Annotated in this window: 17 protein-coding genes and 1 pseudogene; 2 read left to right on the top strand and 16 right to left on the bottom strand. The window is 70.7% G+C overall.

The window, feature by feature from the left end; genetic code table 11:
• Positions 1-12: 12 nt before the first annotated feature.
• A complete protein-coding gene (locus tag ACFYYH_RS28400) occupies positions 13-735 on the bottom strand; it encodes an MBL fold metallo-hydrolase (RefSeq protein ID WP_388556711.1) in 723 nt (240 codons plus the stop codon).
• A 149-nt stretch (positions 736-884) separates the two neighbouring features.
• Here ACFYYH_RS28400 and ACFYYH_RS28395 point away from each other — a divergent pair, with 149 nt between their 5' ends.
• Together ACFYYH_RS28395 and ACFYYH_RS28390 are read left to right on the top strand one after the other, a co-directional pair.
• Positions 885-1,691, top strand: a complete 807-nt coding sequence (locus tag ACFYYH_RS28395) for a peptidylprolyl isomerase (protein ID WP_388556708.1) — start codon at positions 885-887, stop codon at positions 1,689-1,691.
• A 149-nt stretch (positions 1,692-1,840) separates the two neighbouring features.
• Positions 1,841-3,070, top strand: a complete 1,230-nt coding sequence (locus ACFYYH_RS28390; protein WP_388556705.1) for a DUF349 domain-containing protein — start codon at positions 1,841-1,843, stop codon at positions 3,068-3,070.
• Positions 3,071-3,193: 123 nt separating this feature from the next.
• On the opposite strand, the gene ACFYYH_RS28385 is transcribed toward ACFYYH_RS28390, so the two are convergent.
• The 15 genes and pseudogenes from ACFYYH_RS28385 to pgsA form a co-directional block, all read right to left on the bottom strand.
• Positions 3,194-5,752, bottom strand: coding sequence for a RelA/SpoT family protein (locus tag ACFYYH_RS28385; protein ID WP_388556703.1), 2,559 nt, complete (start codon positions 5,750-5,752; stop codon positions 3,194-3,196).
• Between the two features lie 166 nt (positions 5,753-5,918).
• Entirely contained in the window at positions 5,919-6,464 is a 546-nt protein-coding gene (locus ACFYYH_RS28380) for an adenine phosphoribosyltransferase (protein ID WP_388556701.1), read from the bottom strand.
• A complete protein-coding gene (secF, locus tag ACFYYH_RS28375; RefSeq protein ID WP_388556698.1) occupies positions 6,461-7,582 on the bottom strand; it encodes a protein translocase subunit SecF in 1,122 nt (373 codons plus the stop codon). Before secF ends, ACFYYH_RS28380 begins: the two co-directional genes overlap by 4 nt.
• Position 7,583: 1 nt before the next feature.
• Entirely contained in the window at positions 7,584-9,371 is a 1,788-nt protein-coding gene (gene secD, locus ACFYYH_RS28370; protein WP_388556695.1) for a protein translocase subunit SecD, read from the bottom strand.
• Positions 9,372-9,514: 143 nt separating this feature from the next.
• Positions 9,515-9,964: a preprotein translocase subunit YajC gene (gene yajC / locus ACFYYH_RS28365; RefSeq protein WP_388556693.1), complete on the bottom strand. Its 450-nt coding sequence runs from the start codon at positions 9,962-9,964 to the stop codon at positions 9,515-9,517.
• A gap of 165 nt (positions 9,965-10,129) precedes the next feature.
• Complete coding sequence (ruvB, locus tag ACFYYH_RS28360) at positions 10,130-11,209, bottom strand: Holliday junction branch migration DNA helicase RuvB (protein WP_388556690.1); 1,080 nt, start codon at positions 11,207-11,209, stop codon at positions 10,130-10,132.
• Between the two features lie 153 nt (positions 11,210-11,362).
• Complete coding sequence (ruvA, locus tag ACFYYH_RS28355) at positions 11,363-11,986, bottom strand: Holliday junction branch migration protein RuvA (RefSeq protein ID WP_388556687.1); 624 nt, start codon at positions 11,984-11,986, stop codon at positions 11,363-11,365.
• Complete coding sequence (gene ruvC, locus ACFYYH_RS28350) at positions 11,983-12,606, bottom strand: crossover junction endodeoxyribonuclease RuvC (protein ID WP_388556684.1); 624 nt, start codon at positions 12,604-12,606, stop codon at positions 11,983-11,985. Before ruvC ends, ruvA begins: the two co-directional genes overlap by 4 nt.
• Positions 12,607-12,743: 137 nt before the next feature.
• Positions 12,744-13,496 carry a YebC/PmpR family DNA-binding transcriptional regulator gene (locus tag ACFYYH_RS28345; RefSeq protein ID WP_388556682.1) on the bottom strand — a complete coding sequence of 251 codons (753 nt, stop codon included), beginning with the start codon at positions 13,494-13,496 and terminating at the stop codon, positions 12,744-12,746.
• A gap of 89 nt (positions 13,497-13,585) precedes the next feature.
• Positions 13,586-14,200 carry a pyridoxal 5'-phosphate synthase glutaminase subunit PdxT gene (pdxT, locus tag ACFYYH_RS28340; protein ID WP_388556679.1) on the bottom strand — a complete coding sequence of 205 codons (615 nt, stop codon included), beginning with the start codon at positions 14,198-14,200 and terminating at the stop codon, positions 13,586-13,588.
• Positions 14,201-14,206: 6 nt separating this feature from the next.
• Positions 14,207-15,121 carry a pyridoxal 5'-phosphate synthase lyase subunit PdxS gene (gene pdxS, locus ACFYYH_RS28335; RefSeq protein ID WP_388556677.1) on the bottom strand — a complete coding sequence of 305 codons (915 nt, stop codon included), beginning with the start codon at positions 15,119-15,121 and terminating at the stop codon, positions 14,207-14,209.
• Positions 15,122-15,327: 206 nt separating this feature from the next.
• Positions 15,328-15,879: a hypothetical protein gene (locus ACFYYH_RS28330; protein WP_388556674.1), complete on the bottom strand. Its 552-nt coding sequence runs from the start codon at positions 15,877-15,879 to the stop codon at positions 15,328-15,330.
• Between the two features lie 184 nt (positions 15,880-16,063).
• A pseudogene (locus ACFYYH_RS28325) lies at positions 16,064-17,203 on the bottom strand (glycosyltransferase family 4 protein); the annotation flags it as partial.
• Entirely contained in the window at positions 17,200-18,126 is a 927-nt protein-coding gene (locus tag ACFYYH_RS28320; protein ID WP_388556671.1) for a phosphatidylinositol mannoside acyltransferase, read from the bottom strand. The gene ACFYYH_RS28320 and the pseudogene ACFYYH_RS28325, both read right to left, overlap by 4 nt.
• The gene (gene pgsA, locus ACFYYH_RS28315; protein ID WP_388556667.1) at positions 18,123-18,818 is read right to left on the bottom strand and encodes a phosphatidylinositol phosphate synthase; all 696 of its coding nucleotides are present in this window, start codon (positions 18,816-18,818) and stop codon (positions 18,123-18,125) included. The genes ACFYYH_RS28320 and pgsA overlap by 4 nt, the downstream gene beginning before the upstream one ends.
• Positions 18,819-19,096: the final 278 nt, after the last annotated feature.

Below are 19,096 nucleotides of genomic sequence, written 5' to 3'. Positions count from 1 at the left end.
GGATCCGGTGCGTCACATTCCTCGTCGCGGAGCGGCGGCGGGGCCGCTTCCGTAGCCGGCGGCCACATCCCTCAGATAGGGGTTGGTGGCGCGCTCGCGGCCGATGGTCGTCTGGGGGCCGTGGCCGGACAGCACCACGGTCGAGTCGTCGAGCGGCAGGCACACCCGGCCCAGCGACTCGATCATCTCGGCGTGGTCGCCGCCGGGCAGGTCGGTGCGTCCGACGGAGCCGGCGAAGAGCAGATCGCCCGAGAAGAGGACCGGGGGGACATCTCCCCCGCCGGCCGCCTCGGGCATTCCGAACGTCACCGACCCCTTGGTATGGCCGGGCGCGTGCGCGACGGTGAACTCCAGGCCCGCCAGCGGCAGTCGGGCACCGTCGGCCAGCTCCTGGACATCGTCCGGCTCCCCCACCGTCAGCTCGCCCATCAGCGGCATCCCGATCGAGCGGCCGAGCGCCTTCTCCGGGTCGCTCATCATGTACCGGTCGGCGGGGTGGATCCACGCGGGCACGTCATGTGCTCCGCACACCGGGACTACCGAGGCGACATGGTCGATGTGCCCATGGGTGAGGATGACGGCGACGGGCTTGAGCCGGTGCTTTCGTACGGCGTCCTCGACACCCTGGGCGGCCTGATGGCCGGGGTCGATGATCACGCACTCCTCACCCGCGGCGGGGGCGACCAGATAGCAGTTGGTCCCCCAGGCCCCGGCGGGGAACCCGGCAATGAGCACGATCGTCCTTATATGTCGTCCGTCGGAAGAATGCAGCAGATCAGAGCCTACCGGCGCTGCTCATTCCACAGCCAACCCAGATACCGTACGGGGCCAGGCCCGTACGGCCGGACCGACAGGATCACTTACACATACGAGGAGTAGACCCGGTGGTCAACAGCGATCAGCGGCGGCGCCAGCTCGCCCGGGAGAAGTTCGAGCGGCAGCAGCAGCGCCGGGCGGAAGCCAGGAAGAAGGCGAATCGCCGCAACACCATCATCGCCGTCGTACTGGCCGTCGTGCTCGTGGGCGGCGCCGCCGCGTACGCCACCGGCTCCCTGAGCGGCGACGACGAGGACAAGGCCACCGCGGCGGACTCGGCACCGTCCGCGGAGGCGACCCCGTCGCCGTCGCCGTCGGCGAGCGAGAGCAGCACGCCCGAGCCCAAGATGACGATCGACAAGTCGGCGAAGTACACGCTGTCGGTCAAGACCAACCAGGGCGACATCGCGATCACGATGGACGCCAAGAAGACACCGCACACGGTGAACTCCTTCAAGGCCCTCGCGGACAAGGGCTACTTCGACAACACGAAGTGCCACCGGCTGACCACGGAGGGCATCTTCGTCCTCCAGTGCGGCGACCCGAAGGGCGACGGGACCGGCGGCCCCGGCTACACCATCCCCGACGAGAATCTGACCGCGCTCGGGAAGGCGGCGGCGGACGGCAGCGTCACCTACCCCGCGGGAAGCGTGGCCATGGCGAATACCGGCCAGCCGCACACCGGGGGGAGCCAGTTCTTCCTGGTCTACAAGGACACCAAACTCCCGCCCAGCTACACGCCGTTCGGGACGATGGACGAGACCGGGCTCACGACCGTGAAGAAGGTGGCCGAGGCCGGTGTGACGGGTGGCACGGGCGACGGTGCGCCCAAGAAGGCCGTCACCGTGGAGAAGGGCACGGTCGACAAGGCGTGACCCTCTGAATTTCGGCCGTGCTGAGTGCGGACAGCCGGGCGGCCGGTCGCCTAGATTGGCGTTGTGCAGGGCGGGCGCAGCCCGTTCCAGGAAACTGTGGATGATGCCCGGGGCCGTGGCCCTGGTGGGCATCAGGTGGAGGAGGCGCTGTGAGCAGCGACCCGTGGGGCCGCGTCGACGAGACGGGCACCGTGTACGTGCGGACGGCCGAGGGCGAGCAGGTCGTCGGATCGTGGCAGGCAGGCTCTCCGGATGAGGCTCTCGCCTATTTCGAGCGCAAGTACGAGGGCTTGGTTGTCGAGATCGACCTCCTCGAACGGCGGGTGAAGACCACCGATCTGTCCGCGAAGGACGCGCAGACGGCCATCGAGCACCTTCGCGGACAGATCGACGAACACCACGCGGTGGGCGATCTCGACGCACTGCGCAAGCGGCTCGACGGACTGGTCGCGACGGTCGACTCCCGCCGTGAGGAGCGCAAGGCGCAGCGGGCCAAGCAGACCGACGAGGCGCGTCACGCCAAGGAGGCCCTGGTCACCGAGGCGGAACAGCTCGCCCAGAGCGACCAGTGGCGTTCGGCCGGTGAACGGCTGAGGGCCCTGGTGGACACCTGGAAGGGCCTGCCGAGGCTGGACAGGAAGTCCGACGACGAGCTGTGGCACCGTTTCTCGCACGCGCGCTCGGCGTTCTCCAAGCGTCGCAAGGCCCACTTCGCCGCGCTCGACGCGCAGCGCGAGGACGCCCGTAAGACGAAGGAGAAGCTGGTCGCGGAGGCCGAGTCGCTCTCCGGCTCCACCGACTGGGGCACGACGGCCGCGCGCTACCGCGAGCTGATGACGGACTGGAAGGCGGCGGGCCGCGCCCAGCGCGAGGCCGAGGACGATCTGTGGAACCGCTTCCGCGGCGCCCAGGACGTCTTCTTCGCCGCGCGCGGTGAGGTCTTCGCCGAGCGTGACGCCGAGCAGACCGAGAATCTGAAGCTCAAGGAGGAACTGGCGGTCGAGGCCGAGCGGCTGCTGCCGGTCACGGACCTCAAGGCGGCCAGGGCGGCCTTCCGGGCTCTCAACGAGCGCTGGGAGGCCATCGGCCATGTGCCGCGTGACGCCAGGCCCAAGATCGAGGGCCGGATGCACACGGTGGAGCGGGCGCTCCAGGAGTCCGAGGAGAACGAGTGGCGCCGTACGAACCCGGAGGCGCGTGCGCGTGCCGCGGGTCTGACGGGGCAGCTCCAGGCGGCCGTCGACAAGCTGCGTAGCCAGATCGACGCGGCGCGCGCGGCGGGCAACAACGCCAAGGCGGACAAGCTCGCCAAGGAACTGGAGGGGCGCCAGGCCCTGTTGGACCAGGCGCTGAAGGGTCTCCAGGAGTTCGGCGGCTGAGAGCAGCCGGCACCTGATCAGAGATACCCGGCACCTGATCAGAGATACGCGGAAGGGCCCCGTACCCGCTCGGTACGGGGCCCTTCCGCGTTCGTGTTCGTACGGGACCGTGGCCCGCGTCCGCTACGGCCTGCGGGCCGAGGTGACCCGGTAGACGTCGTAGACGCCCTCCACGCCGCGTACCGCCTTCAGTACGTGCCCCAGGTGCTTCGGATCGCCCATCTCGAAGGTGAACCGTGAGGTGGCGACCCGGTCGCGGGAGGTCTGGACGGCCGCGGACAGGATGTTCACATGCTGGTCGGACAGGACACGGGTGACGTCCGACAGCAGCCGCGAGCGGTCCAGCGCCTCGACCTGGATGGCCACCAGGAACACCGAGGACTGGGTCGGGGCCCACTCGACCCCGAGAATCCGTTCGGGCTGCTGGGAGAGCGAGTCGACGTTGACGCAGTCGGCCCGGTGCACCGAGACACCGCTGCCACGGGTCACGAAGCCGATGATCGGGTCACCGGGAACCGGCGTACAGCAGCGGGCGAGCTTCACCCACACGTCCTCGACGCCCTTGACGACCACACCCGGGTCGGCGTTGGAGCGGCGCTTGGCGCGTCCGCGCGAGGGCGGCGCGCTCTCGGCGATGTCCTCGTTGGCGGCCTCCTCGCCGCCGAGGGCCTGCACCAGCTTCTGGACGACGCCCTGCGCGGCCACATGGCCCTCGCCGATCGCCGCGTACAGCGAGGAGATGTCGGGGTAGCGCATCTCGTGCGCGAGCGTCACCAGCGAGTCCCCGGTGAGGATGCGCTGGATCGGCAGGTTCTGCTTGCGCATGGCGCGCGCGATGGCGTCCTTGCCGTGCTCGATCGCCTCGTCGCGGCGCTCCTTGGAGAACCACGCGCGGATCTTGTTCCTGGCCCTCGGGGATTTGACGAAGCCCAGCCAGTCGCGCGAGGGACCGGCCCCGGAGGCCTTGGAGGTGAAGACCTCGACCAGATCGCCGTTGTCGAGGGTCGATTCGAGCGGTACGAGCCGTCCGTTGACCCGTGCCCCTATCGTGCGGTGGCCGACCTCCGTGTGGACGGCGTACGCGAAGTCCACGGGGGTCGCACCGGCCGGCAGCGCTATGACATCACCCTTGGGGGTGAAGACGAAGACCTCGTTGCGCGACAGGTCGAAGCGGAGGGACTCCAGGAACTCGCTGGGGTCCTCGGTCTCCTTCTGCCAGTCGAGGAGCTGGCGCAGCCACGCCATGTCATTGACGGTGTCCTGGCCCGCGCCCTTGCCCGCGTTCCTGGGCACGTCCGTACGGACCTTGGAGGCCCCGGCGACGGCCTCCTGCTTGTACTTCCAGTGGGCGGCGATGCCGTACTCGGCGCGGCGGTGCATGTCGAACGTACGGATCTGGAGCTCGACCGGCTTGCCGTTGGGCCCGATGACCGTCGTGTGCAGCGACTGGTACATGTTGAACTTGGGCATCGCGATGTAGTCCTTGAACCGTCCGGGCACCGGATTCCACCGGGCGTGGACGGTGCCGAGCGCCGCGTAGCAGTCACGGACGGTGTCGACGAGGACCCGGATGCCCACCAGGTCGTAGATCTCCGCGAAGTCCCGGCCGCGGACGATCATCTTCTGGTAGACGCTGTAGTAGTGCTTCGGCCGGCCGGTGACGGTGGCCTTGATCCGGGCGGCGCGCAGATCGGACTGGACCTCGTCGGTCACTATGGCCAGATACTCGTCGCGCTTGGGGGCGCGCTCGGCGACCAGCCGGACGATCTCGTCGTACATCTTGGGGTAGAGGATCGCGAAGGCCAGGTCCTCCAGCTCCCATTTGATGGTGTTCATGCCCAGCCGGTGGGCCAGGGGCGCGTAGATCTCCAGCGTCTCGCGGGCCTTCTTCTCCTGCTTCTCCCGCTTGAGATAGCGCATGGTGCGCATGTTGTGCAGCCGGTCGGCGAGCTTGATGACCAGGACGCGCGGGTCCTTGGCCATGGCGACGACCATCTTGCGCACGGTCTCGGCCTGGGCGGCCTCGCCGAACTTGACCTTGTCCAGCTTGGTGACACCGTCGACGAGCAGCGCGACCTGGTCGCCGAAGTCACGGCGCAGGGTGTCCAGCCCGTACTCGGTGTCCTCGACGGTGTCGTGCAGCAGCCCCGCCATCAGGGTGGCCGGGTCCATGCCCAGCTCCGCGAGGATCGTCGTCACCGCGAGGGGGTGGGTGATGTACGGGTCGCCGCTCTTGCGCTTCTGGCCGCGGTGCCAGCGCTCGGCGACCTGGTAGGCGCTCTCGATCTGGCGCAGTGTCGCGGTCTCGATCTTGGGATCGTTGCCCCGTACGGTCCGCAGCAGCGGCTCCAGGACGGGGTTGTACGGGGAGGAGCGCTGCACCCCGAGACGGGCGAGCCGGGCCCGTACGCGGTTGGAGGAGCCCCCGGAGCGCTGCGCGGCCGTGGCACCGGGTTTCGGGGCGCTGACGGGCGTCGAGGGGCGCTCCGGCGCGGGCCTGGCGGCCTGGGCGGGCTCCACGGGCTCCGTGGGCCGGGCGTGCGAGATCTCGGCAGGGGTCCGCGCGGCCTTCGCGTCGGCGCTCGCCGCGGCGTTGTTCCGTGGTGCGGCTGTCGCCGCCGCGGTCTGCTCGGCGTGGTGATCGGGCGTCGCGGCGGCCAGTGGCTGGATCTCTTCTGGCAAGAGCGCTCCTCGTGCGGATCCAGGTCCCCGGTCAGGCCCGGATCTCCATGGTATCGACCTCGGGCGTCCCTCTCGCCCCAGGACCGGGACTCCACCGAACGCGGGACGGGCACCCGGTTGTTCCCGGGTGCCCGTCCTGTCGCTCGGTATTCCGCTCAGCGCGTGGTCAGAGCGTGATCAGCGCGTCCAGCGGGGCGCCGCGCAGTTCCGGTTCCAGCCGGGGCCGGCCGCCCAGGAATCCCAGTTCCATCAGGACCGCGACCCCCGCCACCTCGGCGCCGGCCCGTCGGACGAGCTGGAGCGCGGCCTCGGCCGTGCCTCCCGTGGCGAGGACGTCGTCGATGACGAGGACACGGTCCGTCGCGTCCAGGTCCTCGGCGTGGACCTCCAGCTCGGCCGAGCCGTACTCCAGGTCGTACGCCTGCGAGAGCGTCGCGCCGGGGAGCTTGCCGGCCTTGCGTACGGGGATGAACCCGAGGCCCGCCCGGACCGCCACGGGGGCGGCCAGGATGAAACCACGCGCCTCCAGGCCGACGACCTTCGTCGCGCCGTGCCGCGCGCACAGCTCGGCGAACGCCTCGGTCAGCGCCGTGAAGGCCTTGGGGTCGGCCAGCAGCGGGGTGATGTCCTTGAACACCACCCCCGGCTCGGGGTGGTCGGCGACATCACGGATACGGCTGAGCAGCAGTTCCCGTGTGGCGTCGTCCGTCATCGGCGTCTCCCGGACGGGCGGCCGCGGCCACCGCGGTTGCGCGGACCGGCCACGGCGGCGGCGGGTGCGGCGGTCCCGCCCGGCTCCACGTCCTCGGGGTCGTCGTCGAAGTCCGTCTCGACGGGCTCCTCGGCCGGCTCGCCCTTGGCGGCGGCCGACGCGCGCTTGGCGAGAACCCGCTTCTTCAGCGCCTTGATCCGCGGGTCGCGTTCCTTCAGGTCGGCGACGAGCGGGGTGGCGATGAAGATCGAGGAGTACGCGCCGGCGGCGAGGCCGACGAAGAGCGAGAGGGAGATGTCGTTCAGCATGCCGGCGCCGAGGAAGCCACCGCCGATGAAGAGCAGACCCGCCACCGGCAGCAGCGCGACCACGGTGGTGTTGATCGACCGCACCAGGGTGCTGTTGATCGACCGGTTGGCGATCTCGCTGTAGGTCCAGCGGCTCTGTTTGGTGATGTCCTTCGCCCCCTCCTTGAGACTGTCGAAGACGACGACGGTGTCGTAGAGGGAGTAACCGAGGATGGTGAGCAGACCGATCACCGTACCCGGCGTGACCTCGAAACCGACCAGCGCGTACACACCGACGGTGATGGTGAGGTCATGGATCAGGGCGATCAGTGCCGCGACCGCCATCCGCCATTCGAAGGCGATCGCGAGATAGATCACCACCAGGATCATGAAGATCCCGAGACCCGTCCACGCCTTGTTGGCGATCGTCTCGCCCCAGCTCGGCCCGACCAGGTCGGCGTTGATCTTCGCCTCGTCGACGTTCAGGTCCTCGGCGAGCTGGGTCTTCACCGCGTCGGCCTGCTTGGTGTCCAGTTCGGTGACCTGGATCCGCAGTCCGCCGTTGCCGAGCTTCTGGACGATCGCGTCGTGCCCGGAGGCCTCTTCGGCGTCCGTCTGGGCCTGGGACACGGAGACGCTCGTGCTCGGGAGGGTGAAGACGGCACCGCCCTTGAACTCGATGCCCATGTTGAGGCCGCGCACCGCCAGACCGACGATGGCCGTGATGGTGATCAGGATCGAGATCCCGTACCAGATCTTGCGCTTCCCGACGAAGTCGTAGCCGACTTCGCCGCGGTAGAGCCGGGCGCCGAGTGCGCCGAGTCGCGACATCTCACGCCTCCTTCGGGTCGGTGGGAGCGGCGCCAACACGGCGGGAGCGGCGCAGCGGCGGCTGGGCGCCGAGCCGCTGCGGGTCCAGTCCGGACCACGGGTGTCCGCTGGCGAAGAACTTCTTGCGGGCGAGGACCGTCATCACCGGCTTGGTGAAGAAGAACACCACGACCACGTCGAGGACGGTGGTCAGGCCGAGGGTGAACGCGAAGCCCTGGACCTTGCCGACGGTGACGAGGAAGAGCACCGCGGCGGCGAGGAACGACACGAAGTCGGAGACCAGGATCGTGCGGCGGGCACGGGGCCAGGCGCGCTCGACGGCCGGCCGGAGCGTACGGCCCTCGCGGATCTCGTCCCGGATCCGTTCGAAGTACACGATGAACGAGTCCGCGGTGATACCGATGGCGACGATGGCGCCGCAGACCGCGGGCAGGTTCAGCGCGAAGCCGATACCCGGGCCGAGCAGGGACATGATCGTGTACGTCATGACCGCCGAGGCCGCGAGGCTGAGGACGGCGATCAGGGACAGTCCCCGGTAGTAGGTCACCAGATAGATGACCACCAGGGCGAGACCGATCGCACCGGCGATCAGACCCGCGTGGAGCTGCTCACCGCCGAGCGCGGCGGTGACCGTGGTGACGCTCTGCTCCTCGAAGGTCAGGGGCAGCGCGCCGTAGGACAGGATGTTCGCCAGGTCCTGGGCGGACTGCTGGGTGAAGCTGCCGGAGATCTCGGCGCTGCCGCCGAGCGTCTGGCTCACCGAGGGCGCCGAGACGACATTGCCGTCGAGGACGATGGCGAACTGGTTCATCGGCGGCTGCTGCTGGGAGAGCTTGCCCGTGATGGACTGGAACTTCTTGGTGCCGGCACCGGTGAAGTCCATGGTGACGATCCACATGCCACGCTGCGGGTCGAGGACGCCCTTGGCGTCGTCGACGTCCGTGCCCTCCAGCTCGGCCGGGCCGAGGACGTACTTCTCCCACGAGCCGGCGGAGTTCTGGCCGCAGGCCACGATCGTGTCCTTGGGCGCCGCTCCCTGGTTGGCCCTGGTGCGCGCGGCCTCCTTGGTGCAGTCCAGGTCCGTGAACTTCTTCTCCAGCGCCGCGGTGGCGGGATCCGGGGACGGAGCGGCCGAGGGGTCCGGGGCGGCCGAGGAGCTGGGCTTGGCGTCCGGGGCGGAGGCACCCGGGGAGGGCGTCTCGTCCTTCTTCAGGGCGTCCGTGACGGCGCGGCCCTGGGTGGTGGCGCTCGCCGAGGGGCTCTCGCTCGCCGGAGAGGACGGGTCACCGGCCGTCGCCTTGTCCGGCGAAGCGCTCGACGAGGGGCTGGGAGAGCCGCTCGGTGAGCCGCTGGCCGGGGGCGCCGGGGCGGTCTTGCCGCCGGCCGCGACGGTCAGCACCGGCCGGAAGTAGAGCTGGGCGGTGGTGCCGACCTGCTCCCTGGCCTGCTTCTCGTTCGTCCCCTTGGGGATATTGACGATGATGTTCTCGTCACCCTGGGTCTGGACCTCGGCCTCGGAGACACCAAGACCGTTGACACGCCGATCGATGATGCTGACGGCGGTGTCCATGTTGGTCTTGTTGATCGCGTTCGGCTTGCCCGGCGTGTTCTTCGCCTGGAGCGTGATGCTCGTGCCGCCCGCGAGGTCGATTCCCAGTCGTGGCGTGACATGACCGGACCAGAACATCCCGCCCGTGAGGGCGACCATGGCAATCAGGAACAGTGCCAGGGTGCGGCCCGGCCTGCCTGGGGACCCCGCTTGCCTTCGGCCCTTATTAGGTGCTGCCACCTTCTCGTTTCTCCCTGTCCAACCGCCCCACGCCGGGTGTGCGCCGGAGCGGCCACGAAGTGTTGTGGGGACCTGCCCCCGCAGAAATCAGCACGGACCGTGAGCCGCGACGGGCCTCGGTGCGGCCCGCCGTGACGGCGTGACTACTTCGCGCCGGCCTCGCCGTCGGCCTTGCCGTCCTTGGGCTCGGCTCCGTCGGCCTCGGTCTCCTTGACCAGGTCGACCTTGGCGTCGTCCCGAGGGGCGGCGGCGTCGGCGTCGAGCAGCGAGGAGGCGTCGTCCGGCACGACCGTACCGTCGGCCGTGAGGTCGTCGCCGTGCACGATGCGGTTGTACTCGTCGTCGTCCAGGACGGCGCCGATGGCGTTCTTGGCGTAGACGGCGTGGACGCCGGGAGCGACCTCCAGGAGGACGGTGTCGTCGTGCACCTCCTTGACGGTGGCGTACATGCCGCCGATGGTGCGGACGCCGGTGCCGGGCTGCATGTCGTTGCGCATCTGCACAGCGGCCTGCTGCTTCTTCTTGGCGGACCGGGTCATCAGGAACATGGCCCCGATGAGCACGACGAAGGGGAGGAGGGCTGCGAGACTCACGGGAGGGTACTTCCTTCACACGACCGCGCTGTGGAACGGCCTGGTATCCGGGGGTGGGTACGCCGACCGGTAGGGGCGGCATCGGCGGAGTCTAAGCGAGTCCGCGTCGTTGGAACAACGCCCAGCACCGCACGCGGGTTCCTGACCCGGGCGGTGTCTTCGTCCTCACGTCCCGAACAGACCCTGCTGACCACCCGCGCCGGAGGCCTGCGGCGGTGGTGCGAGTCCGAGGTGGGCCCAGGCCGCGGGGGTGGCCACCCGGCCCCTGGGAGTACGCGCGAGCAGTCCCTCCCGGACGAGGAAGGGCTCCGCGACCTCCTCCACCGTCTCACGCTCCTCCCCCACGGCCACCGCCAGGGTCGACAGCCCCACGGGTCCGCCGCCGAAGAGCTTGAGGAGTGCCTGGAGGACGGCCCGGTCGAGCCGGTCGAGGCCGCGCGCGTCGACCTCGTACACCGCGAGGGCGACGGCCGCGACCTCACGGTTGATGTGTCCGTCGGCCTTGACCTGGGCGTAGTCCCGCACCCGGCGCAGCAGCCGGTTGGCGATCCGGGGCGTGCCGCGCGAGCGGCCCGCGATCTCGGCGGCCCCCTCGGTGTCGATCTCCAGATCGAGGAGCTGGGCCGAGCGGTGGATGACGCGCTCCAGTTCGGCGCTCTCGTAGAACTCCATATGGCCGGTGAAACCGAACCGGTCGCGCAGCGGGGGCGGCAGCAGTCCGGCCCGGGTGGTGGCGCCGACCAGGGTGAAGGGGGGCAGCTCCAGCGGGATGGCGGTGGCGCCTGGCCCCTTGCCGACGATCACGTCGACCCGGAAGTCCTCCATCGCCATGTAGAGCATTTCCTCGGCGGGCCGGGACATCCGGTGGATCTCGTCCAGGAAGAGAACCTCACCCTCCTGGAGGGACGAGAGGATCGCGGCGAGATCGCCCGCGTGCTGGATGGCGGGTCCCGAGGTGATCCGGATCGGGGCGTTCATCTCCGCCGCGATGATCATGGAGAGAGTGGTCTTGCCCAGCCCCGGCGCCCCGGAGAGCAGCACATGGTCGGCGGTGGCGCCGCGGGCCAGGGCCGCCTTCAGCACCAGGTCGAGCTGCTCGCGCACCCGCTCCTGGCCCACGAACTCGTCCAGTGACTTGGGGCGCAGCGCCGCCTCGACGGCCTGGTCCTCGCCGTCCGCGGACGCGCCGACGAGCCGGTCCGCCGCGTCGAGGGGCGTCTCGTCGCTGGTGTCGTCCCAGTTCACTCTGTGTCTCACCTCGGGGTAGGGCCCCGGGGCCTGGGCCCTCGGGGTGTCGCGTGCTCCGTGCCGGCCGGGCCGTCGCCGGGCCGGCGCGTTCTTGGCCAGGGTCTTCCGTTCGGATCAGGCTGGAGCCCAGCCCGATCCGAACGAAAGGCCCTAGCGCGTTCTGTTCAGGCTCTGGAGCGCGGCGCGAAGGAGCTGCGGTACGGGGGGCCTGGCCCCCTCGGCCACGGCGGCCTCCGCCTGGGGCGTCACCAGGGCGACCGCCTCGTCGGCCTCACGGGTGGCGTAGCCGAGGCCGATCAGCGCGGCGTGCAGCTGGTCGCTCCAGGAGGCGGGGGCGGCGGCGACCCCCTGGCGGCCGACGACCGCGCCGACCGGCTCGCCGAGCCGGTCCTTCAGCTCCAGCAGCAGCTTCTGGGCGCCCTTCTTGCCGATTCCCGGGACGGCCGTGAGCGCCTTCTCGTCCCCGGTGGAGACGGCGACGCGCAGCGCGTCGGGGGTGTGCACGGCGAGCATCGCCTGGGCCAGCCGGGGTCCGACGCCGCTGGCGGTCTGCAACAGCTCGAACACCTGGCGTTCGTCGTCGTCCGCGAAGCCGTAGAGGGTCAGTGAGTCCTCCCGCACGACCAGGGAGGTGGCGAGCTTCGCCTGCTGGCCGATCCGGAGCGCGGCGAGGGTGCCCGGGGTGCACTGGACGGCCATCCCGACCCCGCCGACCTCGATCACGGCCGTGGTCGGGGCGAGCGCGGCGACCGGGCCGCTGACGAAGGCGATCATCGCGTGACCTTCCGTACGGAGGTGCTGATGGGGGGACGGGAGGCGCCCGCCGCCGCCCGCGCCCGCTGGGCCGCCTGCGCCTGCGCCTGCGCCTGCTGGGCAGCCTGGGCCTGCTGGGCAGCCTGGGCCTGCTGGAGTCGGCTGAGGGCGGGGGCACGCCAGATATGGCAGATGGCGAGCGCGAGGGCGTCCGCGGCGTCGGCGGGTTTCGGCGGGGCGTCCAGCCGCAGCAGCCGGGTCACCATCGCGCCGACCTGGGCCTTGTCGGCCCGGCCGCTGCCGGTGACGGCCGCCTTGACCTCGCTGGGGGTGTGCAGCGCGACGGGGATGCCCCGGCGCGAGGCACAGAGCATGGCGACCGCACTGGCCTGGGCGGTGCCCATGACCGTACGCACATTGTGCTGGGCGAACACCCGCTCCACCGCGACGAGTTCGGGCCGGTGTTCGTCGAGCCAGGACTCGATGCCCCGCTCGATGGCGACCAGTCGCGGACCGGTGTCCGCGTCGGCGGCCGTACGGACCACACCCACGCCGAGCATCGTCAACGGGCGGCCGGCGACGCCCTCGACGACGCCGACACCGCACCGGGTCAGCCCGGGGTCAATGCCCAGCACCCGCATCGCGCCCTCCCCCTCGCTCAGTTGTTCGCGCTGATCAGCACAGTAGCGGCAGGCACCGACAACGCGACGGGCCGACGGAGGTGTGTCCCCGTCGGCCCGTCGGCTGAAGCCTCGTCAGACGCCGGCTCAGGCGCCCCTCAGGCGTCGACCTTCTCCATGACGTCGTCCGGGACGTCGAAGTTGGCGAAGACGTTCTGCACGTCGTCGCTGTCCTCCAGCGCGTCGATCAGCTTGAAGATCTTGCGCGCGCCCTCCTCGTCCAGCTCGACCTGCATGGTCGGGACGAAGTTGGCCTCGGCCGAGTCGTAGTCGATCCCGGCGTCCTGGAGCGAGGTGCGGACCGCGACCAGATCGGTGGCCTCGCTGAGCACCTCGAAGGACTCGCCGAGGTCGTTGACCTCCTCGGCACCCGCGTCCAGCACGGCGCCCAGGACATCGTCCTCGCCCAGCTCGCCCTTGGGGACGATCACGACGCCCTTGCGGTTGAAGAGGTACGAGACGGAGCCCGGGTCGGCCATCGAGCCGCCGTTGCGGGTCATGGCGACGCGGACGTCGGAGGCGGCGCGGTTGCGGTTGTCGGTGAGGCACTCGATCAGTACGGCGACACCGTTCGGGCCGTACCCCTCGTACATGATCGTCTCGTAGTCGGCGCCACCGGCCTCAAGACCGGCGCCGCGCTTGACGGCCGAGTCGATGTTCTTGTTCGGCACGGAGCTCTTCTTCGCCTTCTGGATGGCGTCGAAGAGGGTCGGGTTGCCGTCGATGTCGGCGCCACCGGTGCGGGCCGCCACCTCGATGTTCTTGATCAGCTTCGCGAAGAGCTTGCCGCGCTTGGCGTCGATCACGGCCTTCTTGTGCTTCGTCGTAGCCCATTTAGAGTGGCCGGACATCTGCCTGTCTCCTTCGCGTAACCGGTTCTGCCTCTGCTCGGCAGAGATCCTACCGGGACGAGCGCACCCGCCGCCCCGGCCACCGCCTCTCAGGGAGCGCCGGTGGCCGCGCCCCGCGAACCGGCCCGCACCAGCTCCACGAAGAAGCGGTGGAGCCGGTGGTCGCCCGTGAGTTCCGGGTGGAACGAGGTCGCCAGGGCGTTGCCCTGCCGTACGGCGACGACATGGCCGCCGTACTCGGCGAGCACCTGGACCTCGGCGCCCACCGACTCCACCCAGGGCGCCCGGATGAAGACGCCCTCGACCGGGCCGCCCGCGACCCCGGCGATCTCGACGGCCGCCTCGAAGGACTCGTTCTGCCGGCCGAAGGCGTTGCGGCGGACGATCATGTCGATGCCGCCGATGGTCTCCTGGCCGGAGCGCGGGTCGAGGATCTTCTCCGCGAGCATGATCATCCCGGCGCAGGTGCCGTACACCGGCATCCCGGCCCGTACACGCGCCCGCAGCGGCTCCAGCATGCCGAAGAGCGCGGCCAGCTTGGACATCGTGGTGGACTCGCCGCCGGGGACGATCAGACCGTCGACCTCGGCGAGCTCCTCCGGGCGCCGTACGGTCCTGGCCTCGGCGCCCGCCGCGGCCAGGGCGCCGAGATGCTCCCGGACATCACCCTGGAGCGCCAGGACGCCGATCACAGGGGTGCTCATCGGTGGTTACCAGCCGCGCTTCGCGTAGTGCTCGGACTCCGGCAGGGTGTCGATGTTGATACCGACCATGGCCTCGCCCAGGTTCCGGGAGGCGTCCGCGATGATCTTCGGGTCGTCGTAGAAGGTGGTGGCCTTCACGATCGCGGCGGCGCGCTTGGCCGGGTCGCCGGACTTGAAGATGCCCGATCCGACGAAGACGCCCTCGGCGCCGAGCTGGCGCATCAGCGCGGCGTCGGCGGGGGTGGCGACACCGCCCGCGGAGAAGAGCACCACGGGCAGCTTGCCGAGCGCGGCGACCTCCTTGACGATCTCGTACGGCGCCCGCAGCTCCTTGGCGGCGGCGTACAGCTCGTTGTTGTCGAAGCCGCGCAGCTTCGCGATCTCGTTCTTGATCTGGCGGAGATGACGCACCGCCTCGACGACGTTGCCGGTGCCGGCCTCGCCCTTGGAGCGGATCATGGCCGCGCCCTCGGCGATCCGGCGCAGGGCCTCGCCCAGATTGGTGGCACCGCAGACGAAGGGCGTGGTGAAGGCCCACTTGTCGGAGTGGTTGACCTCGTCGGCGGGGGTCAGCACCTCGGACTCGTCGATGTAGTCCACCCCGAGGGACTGGAGGACCTGGGCCTCGACGAAGTGGCCGATCCGCGACTTGGCCATCACCGGGATCGAGACGGCCTCGATGATGCCCTCGATCATGTCCGGGTCGGACATCCGGGCGACGCCGCCGTCCTTGCGGATGTCGGCGGGGACGCGCTCCAGCGCCATCACCGCGACCGCGCCGGCGTCCTCGGCGATCTTCGCCTGGTCCGGTGTGACGACATCCATGATCACGCCGCCCTTGAGCTGCTCGGCCATACCGCGCTTGACGCGCGCGGTGCCGGTCTCGGCGGACTGCGGGGTGACGGGGAGCGTGGTGGACACGAAATCGACCTCACTGGCTGAAAACGATGGGAAACCGCACGGACAGGTAACGCCCGGGAAGCAGTCCACAGCAAGGGCCAATGAACAGCCGGTGGATCCTTCTCCTCGTCGAGGGGCCGCGGCGGGACGCCGGAACGGGCGGCCGGGCGGAGCGCCGGGCCGGGCGGCGCGGCCGGCGCCCGGGGCTCAGACCGAGGAGCCGGGGCTCAGACCGAGGAACCGGGCCGGTCCGCCAGCGCGACGGGCGGTTCGTCGTCCATCTCGAAGGCGAGCGGGAACGGAGCGTGCCCGGCGAGCCTGAACCAGCGCACCTTGCGGTGCCGGCGCAGGGCGCGGGCGGCGCGCACGGCGTCGTTGTGGAAGCGCCGTGCCATGGGCACGCGCCGTACCGAGGCGGCCAGTTCGCCCGCGGCCTCCTCGCCGCCGGGAGCCACCCGTACGGCCTCCACCTGTGCCTGCTCCCCGAACACGGCCCGCAGCGCCTGGCTCAGCTCGCTCTCCGCGACCTCCCGCTGCTCCTCCTCGGCCTGCCGCGCCGCGTGCGCGGCCTGGTACAGCACGATGGACGCGGCGGGATCGAGCACACCGGAGGTCGCCAGTTCCTGGGTGACCGAGGCCCGCCGCAGCAACTGCGCGTCGAGGGCGGCGCGGGCGGCGTCGATACGGGTGTGCAGCCGGTCGAGGCGGCCGGCGGTCCAGCTCAGATAGAGCGCGCAGGCGACGACGGCGACGACGATCCAGATGAGAGTTTCGGTCACGCGGGCAGGCTATCGGGGCGCGCGGCGGGCCGGACGGGACGCTCCCCTCCCCGCCCCCGGAGCCCGGCCCCGGAGGCGGCCGTCCGCACCGTCAGTCGAGCGCGGGGCCGGGGTGGACGGCGGGAGCGGTACGCGCGCGGAAGTGGGCCTCGCCGCTGGTCTCGCCCTCCACCCGGCGGCGCAGCCGGCCGCGCAGTCCCGTGCGTTCGTCCGCCGCCACCGACGCCGCGCCGTCCGTCACCGTCTCGTACACCGCCAGGATGTCCGCCCCCACCGTCGCCCAGTCGAACCGCCGGACATGCGCGCTCCCCCGCTCGCGCAGCGCCTCGCGCCGCTCCGCGTCCCCCAGCAGCCGTACCGCCGCGCCCGCCAGCGCGTCCGCGTCCTCGTTGGTGAACAGCTCGCCCGCCGCCCCCTGGTCGAGCACCTGCGCGAACGCGTCCAGATCGCTCGCCAGCACCGCGGCGCCCGCCGACAGCGCCTCGACGAGGATGATGCCGAAGCTCTCGCCGCCCGTGTTGGGCGCGACGTACAGATCGACGCTGCGCAGCAGCCGCGCCTTGTCCTCGTCGCTCACCATCCCCAGGAACTCGACCCGCGACCGCATCTCCTTGGGAAGCGACTCCACCGCCTCCTTCTCGTCCCCGCGGCCCGCCACCAGCAGCCGGGTCTCCGGATAGACGGCGAGGATGCTGGGCAGGGCCTTCATCAGCACGGGCAGCCCCTTGCGCGGCTCGTCGATCCGGCCTATGAAGCCGATCGTGCGCCCCTGCCACGCGGGATTGACCTCGGCCTTGGCGAAGAAGTCGACATCGACACCGTTCGGGATCACCACGGCGTCACCGCCGAGATGCTCCACCAGCGTCCGCCGCGCGTACTCGCTCACCGCGATCCGCGCGCTGATCTTCTCCAGCGCGGGCTGGAGGATCGGATACGCCGCGATCATGGCCCGCGACCGCGGATTCGACGTGTGGAACGTGGCGACGATCGGCCCCTGCGCGGCCCAGCAGGCGAGCAGCCCCAGCGACGGCGAGGTCGGCTCATGGATGTGGATCACGTCGAACGTGCCGTCGTGCAGCCATCGCCGTACCCGGGCCGCCGACAGGAAGCCGAAGTTCAGCCGGGCGACCGAGCCGTTGTACGGCACGGGCACGGCCCGGCCGGCCGAGACGACATACGGCGGCAGCGGTGTCTCGTCGTCCGCGGGCGCCAGCACGGACACCTCATGACCGAGTCCGATCAGATGCTCGGCGAGATCCCTGATGTGGAACTGGACGCCGCCGGGCACGTCCCACGAGTACGGACAGACGATGCCGATCCTCACCGGGGACTCCCCCCGGGACCGGTCCTTCCGGGTTCGAGATCCGCGAGCCACAGCCGTTGCAGCATGTGCCAGTCCTCCGGGTGCTCGGCGATTCCGGCGGCGAAGACATCGGCCACCGCCTGTGTCATCACAGACGTCTTCTCGGCGCGGGTACCTGTCTCGGGAACCTCGACCGGGGGATGCACCTGTCCCCGCATCACCGGCGAATCGTCGAACCAGAGCGTCGCCGGCAGCAGCAGCGCCCCGGTCTGCTGGGCCAGCAGCGCGGGCCCCGCCGGCATCCGGGCCGTCTCGCCGAAGAAGTCGACCTCGACACCGGAGGACGACAGATCGCGGTCGGCGACCAGACAGACCAGGCCGCCGTTCCTCAGCCGCCGCGCGAGAGCGCCGAACGCGGAGCCGCCCGTGTGCGGCAGCACCTCCATGCCCAGGCTCTGGCGGTAGGCCACGAACCGGTCGTACAGCGACTCGGGCCTAAGCCGCTCGGCGACCGTCGTGAACGGCACCCCCTGTCCTCGGGTGAGCCAGGCGCCCGCCAGATCCCAGTTGGCCAGATGCGGCAGCGCGAGCACCACGCCCCGCCCGGCCGCGAGCCCCTCCGTCAGACAGTGGATGTCCTTGATCTCGACGCCGCCGCTGATCCGCTCCTTGCTCCAGGCGGGCAGCCGGAAGGACTCCATCCAGTACCGCGTGTAGGAGCGCATCCCGGCGCGGGACAGCTCGGCGAGCCGCTCGGGCCCGGCGTCCGGCACGACCCGCGCGAGATTGGCCTCCAGACGCAGCACGCTCGCACCGCGCCGCTTCCAGACGGTGTCCGCGACGGTCCGGCCGAGCGCGACGGCCACGGGCTCGGGGAGCTTCTTGACGGTGCTCCAGGCGAGTCCGTACAGAGAGTCGGTCAGCCGCTCGCTCGCACCGCTCATGAGGCGCTCCCGCTCCCGCGCGGGGTGCTCCCGGTGTTCCCGTGCCCGGCACCGGACGCGGCGGCGTCCGCCTCGGCGGACTCCCGGCGTACGGTGACGACGCGCTGGCCGAGCGTCACCGCACTGCCCACGGCCACGATCCACAGCGCGATGGGCAGCAGGATGTCGATCCCCGGCACACCGAACGCGTGCAGCCCCGCCAGACCGGCCGCGACCAGGGAGATCACCAGCCGCTCGGCCCGCTCGACCAGCCCGTTGACGGCGACCGGCAGCCCGATGGACTCACCGCGGGCCTTGGTGTACGAGACGACCTGGCCGCTCGCCAGACAGAAGATCGCGACGGCGCACAGCACGTTGTTGTCGCCCCGGCCCGCGTACCAGAGCGCGAACCCGCCGAAGATCGCGCCGTCGGCCACCCGGTCGAGCGTCGAGTCGAGGAAGGCGCCCCAGCGGCTGGAGATCCCCGCCTGCCGGGCCATGTTGCCGTCGACGAGGTCGGAGAAGACGAAGACGGTGATGACGATCGTGCCCCAGAAGAACTCCCCCCGGGGGAAGAAGACCAGCGCACCCGCCATCACCCCGGCCGTGCCGATCAGAGTGACCGCGTCCGGAGTCACGCCGCGCCGGAGCAGAAACGCGGCGAACGGTGTGAGGACACGCGTGAAGAATGCACGCGCGTACTTGTTCAGCATGGCCTTCCCGAGGTTCGGTGGGCCGAGCGGCCCCGACGGCCACCGGCTAGGCCCTGTCCGGCCGCTCTTCGCGGGCCCGCGACGGCCGGCACGACACCTCGCCGCACGGCCGGAGTCGTCGGAATCGTCCAGGTACGTCCAGTACGCGCACGATCCCCCGCCTCGCGGTGCCCCTCGTGACCGCGAGGGGCACGAGGAGGTACCCCCTCCACCAGGCGCCACGGCTGACCACGAGGACCGGCCGGACAGGACCGGGCCCATCGTAGCCACGACCCCCA

Origin of the sequence: Streptomyces sp. NPDC002018, from assembly GCF_042890865.1 — a bacterium.
In the GTDB taxonomy this organism is placed as follows: domain Bacteria; phylum Actinomycetota; class Actinomycetes; order Streptomycetales; family Streptomycetaceae; genus Streptomyces.
The sequence above is the reverse complement of the archived record's forward strand: the minus strand, read 5'-3'. Positions and strand labels throughout refer to the sequence as shown.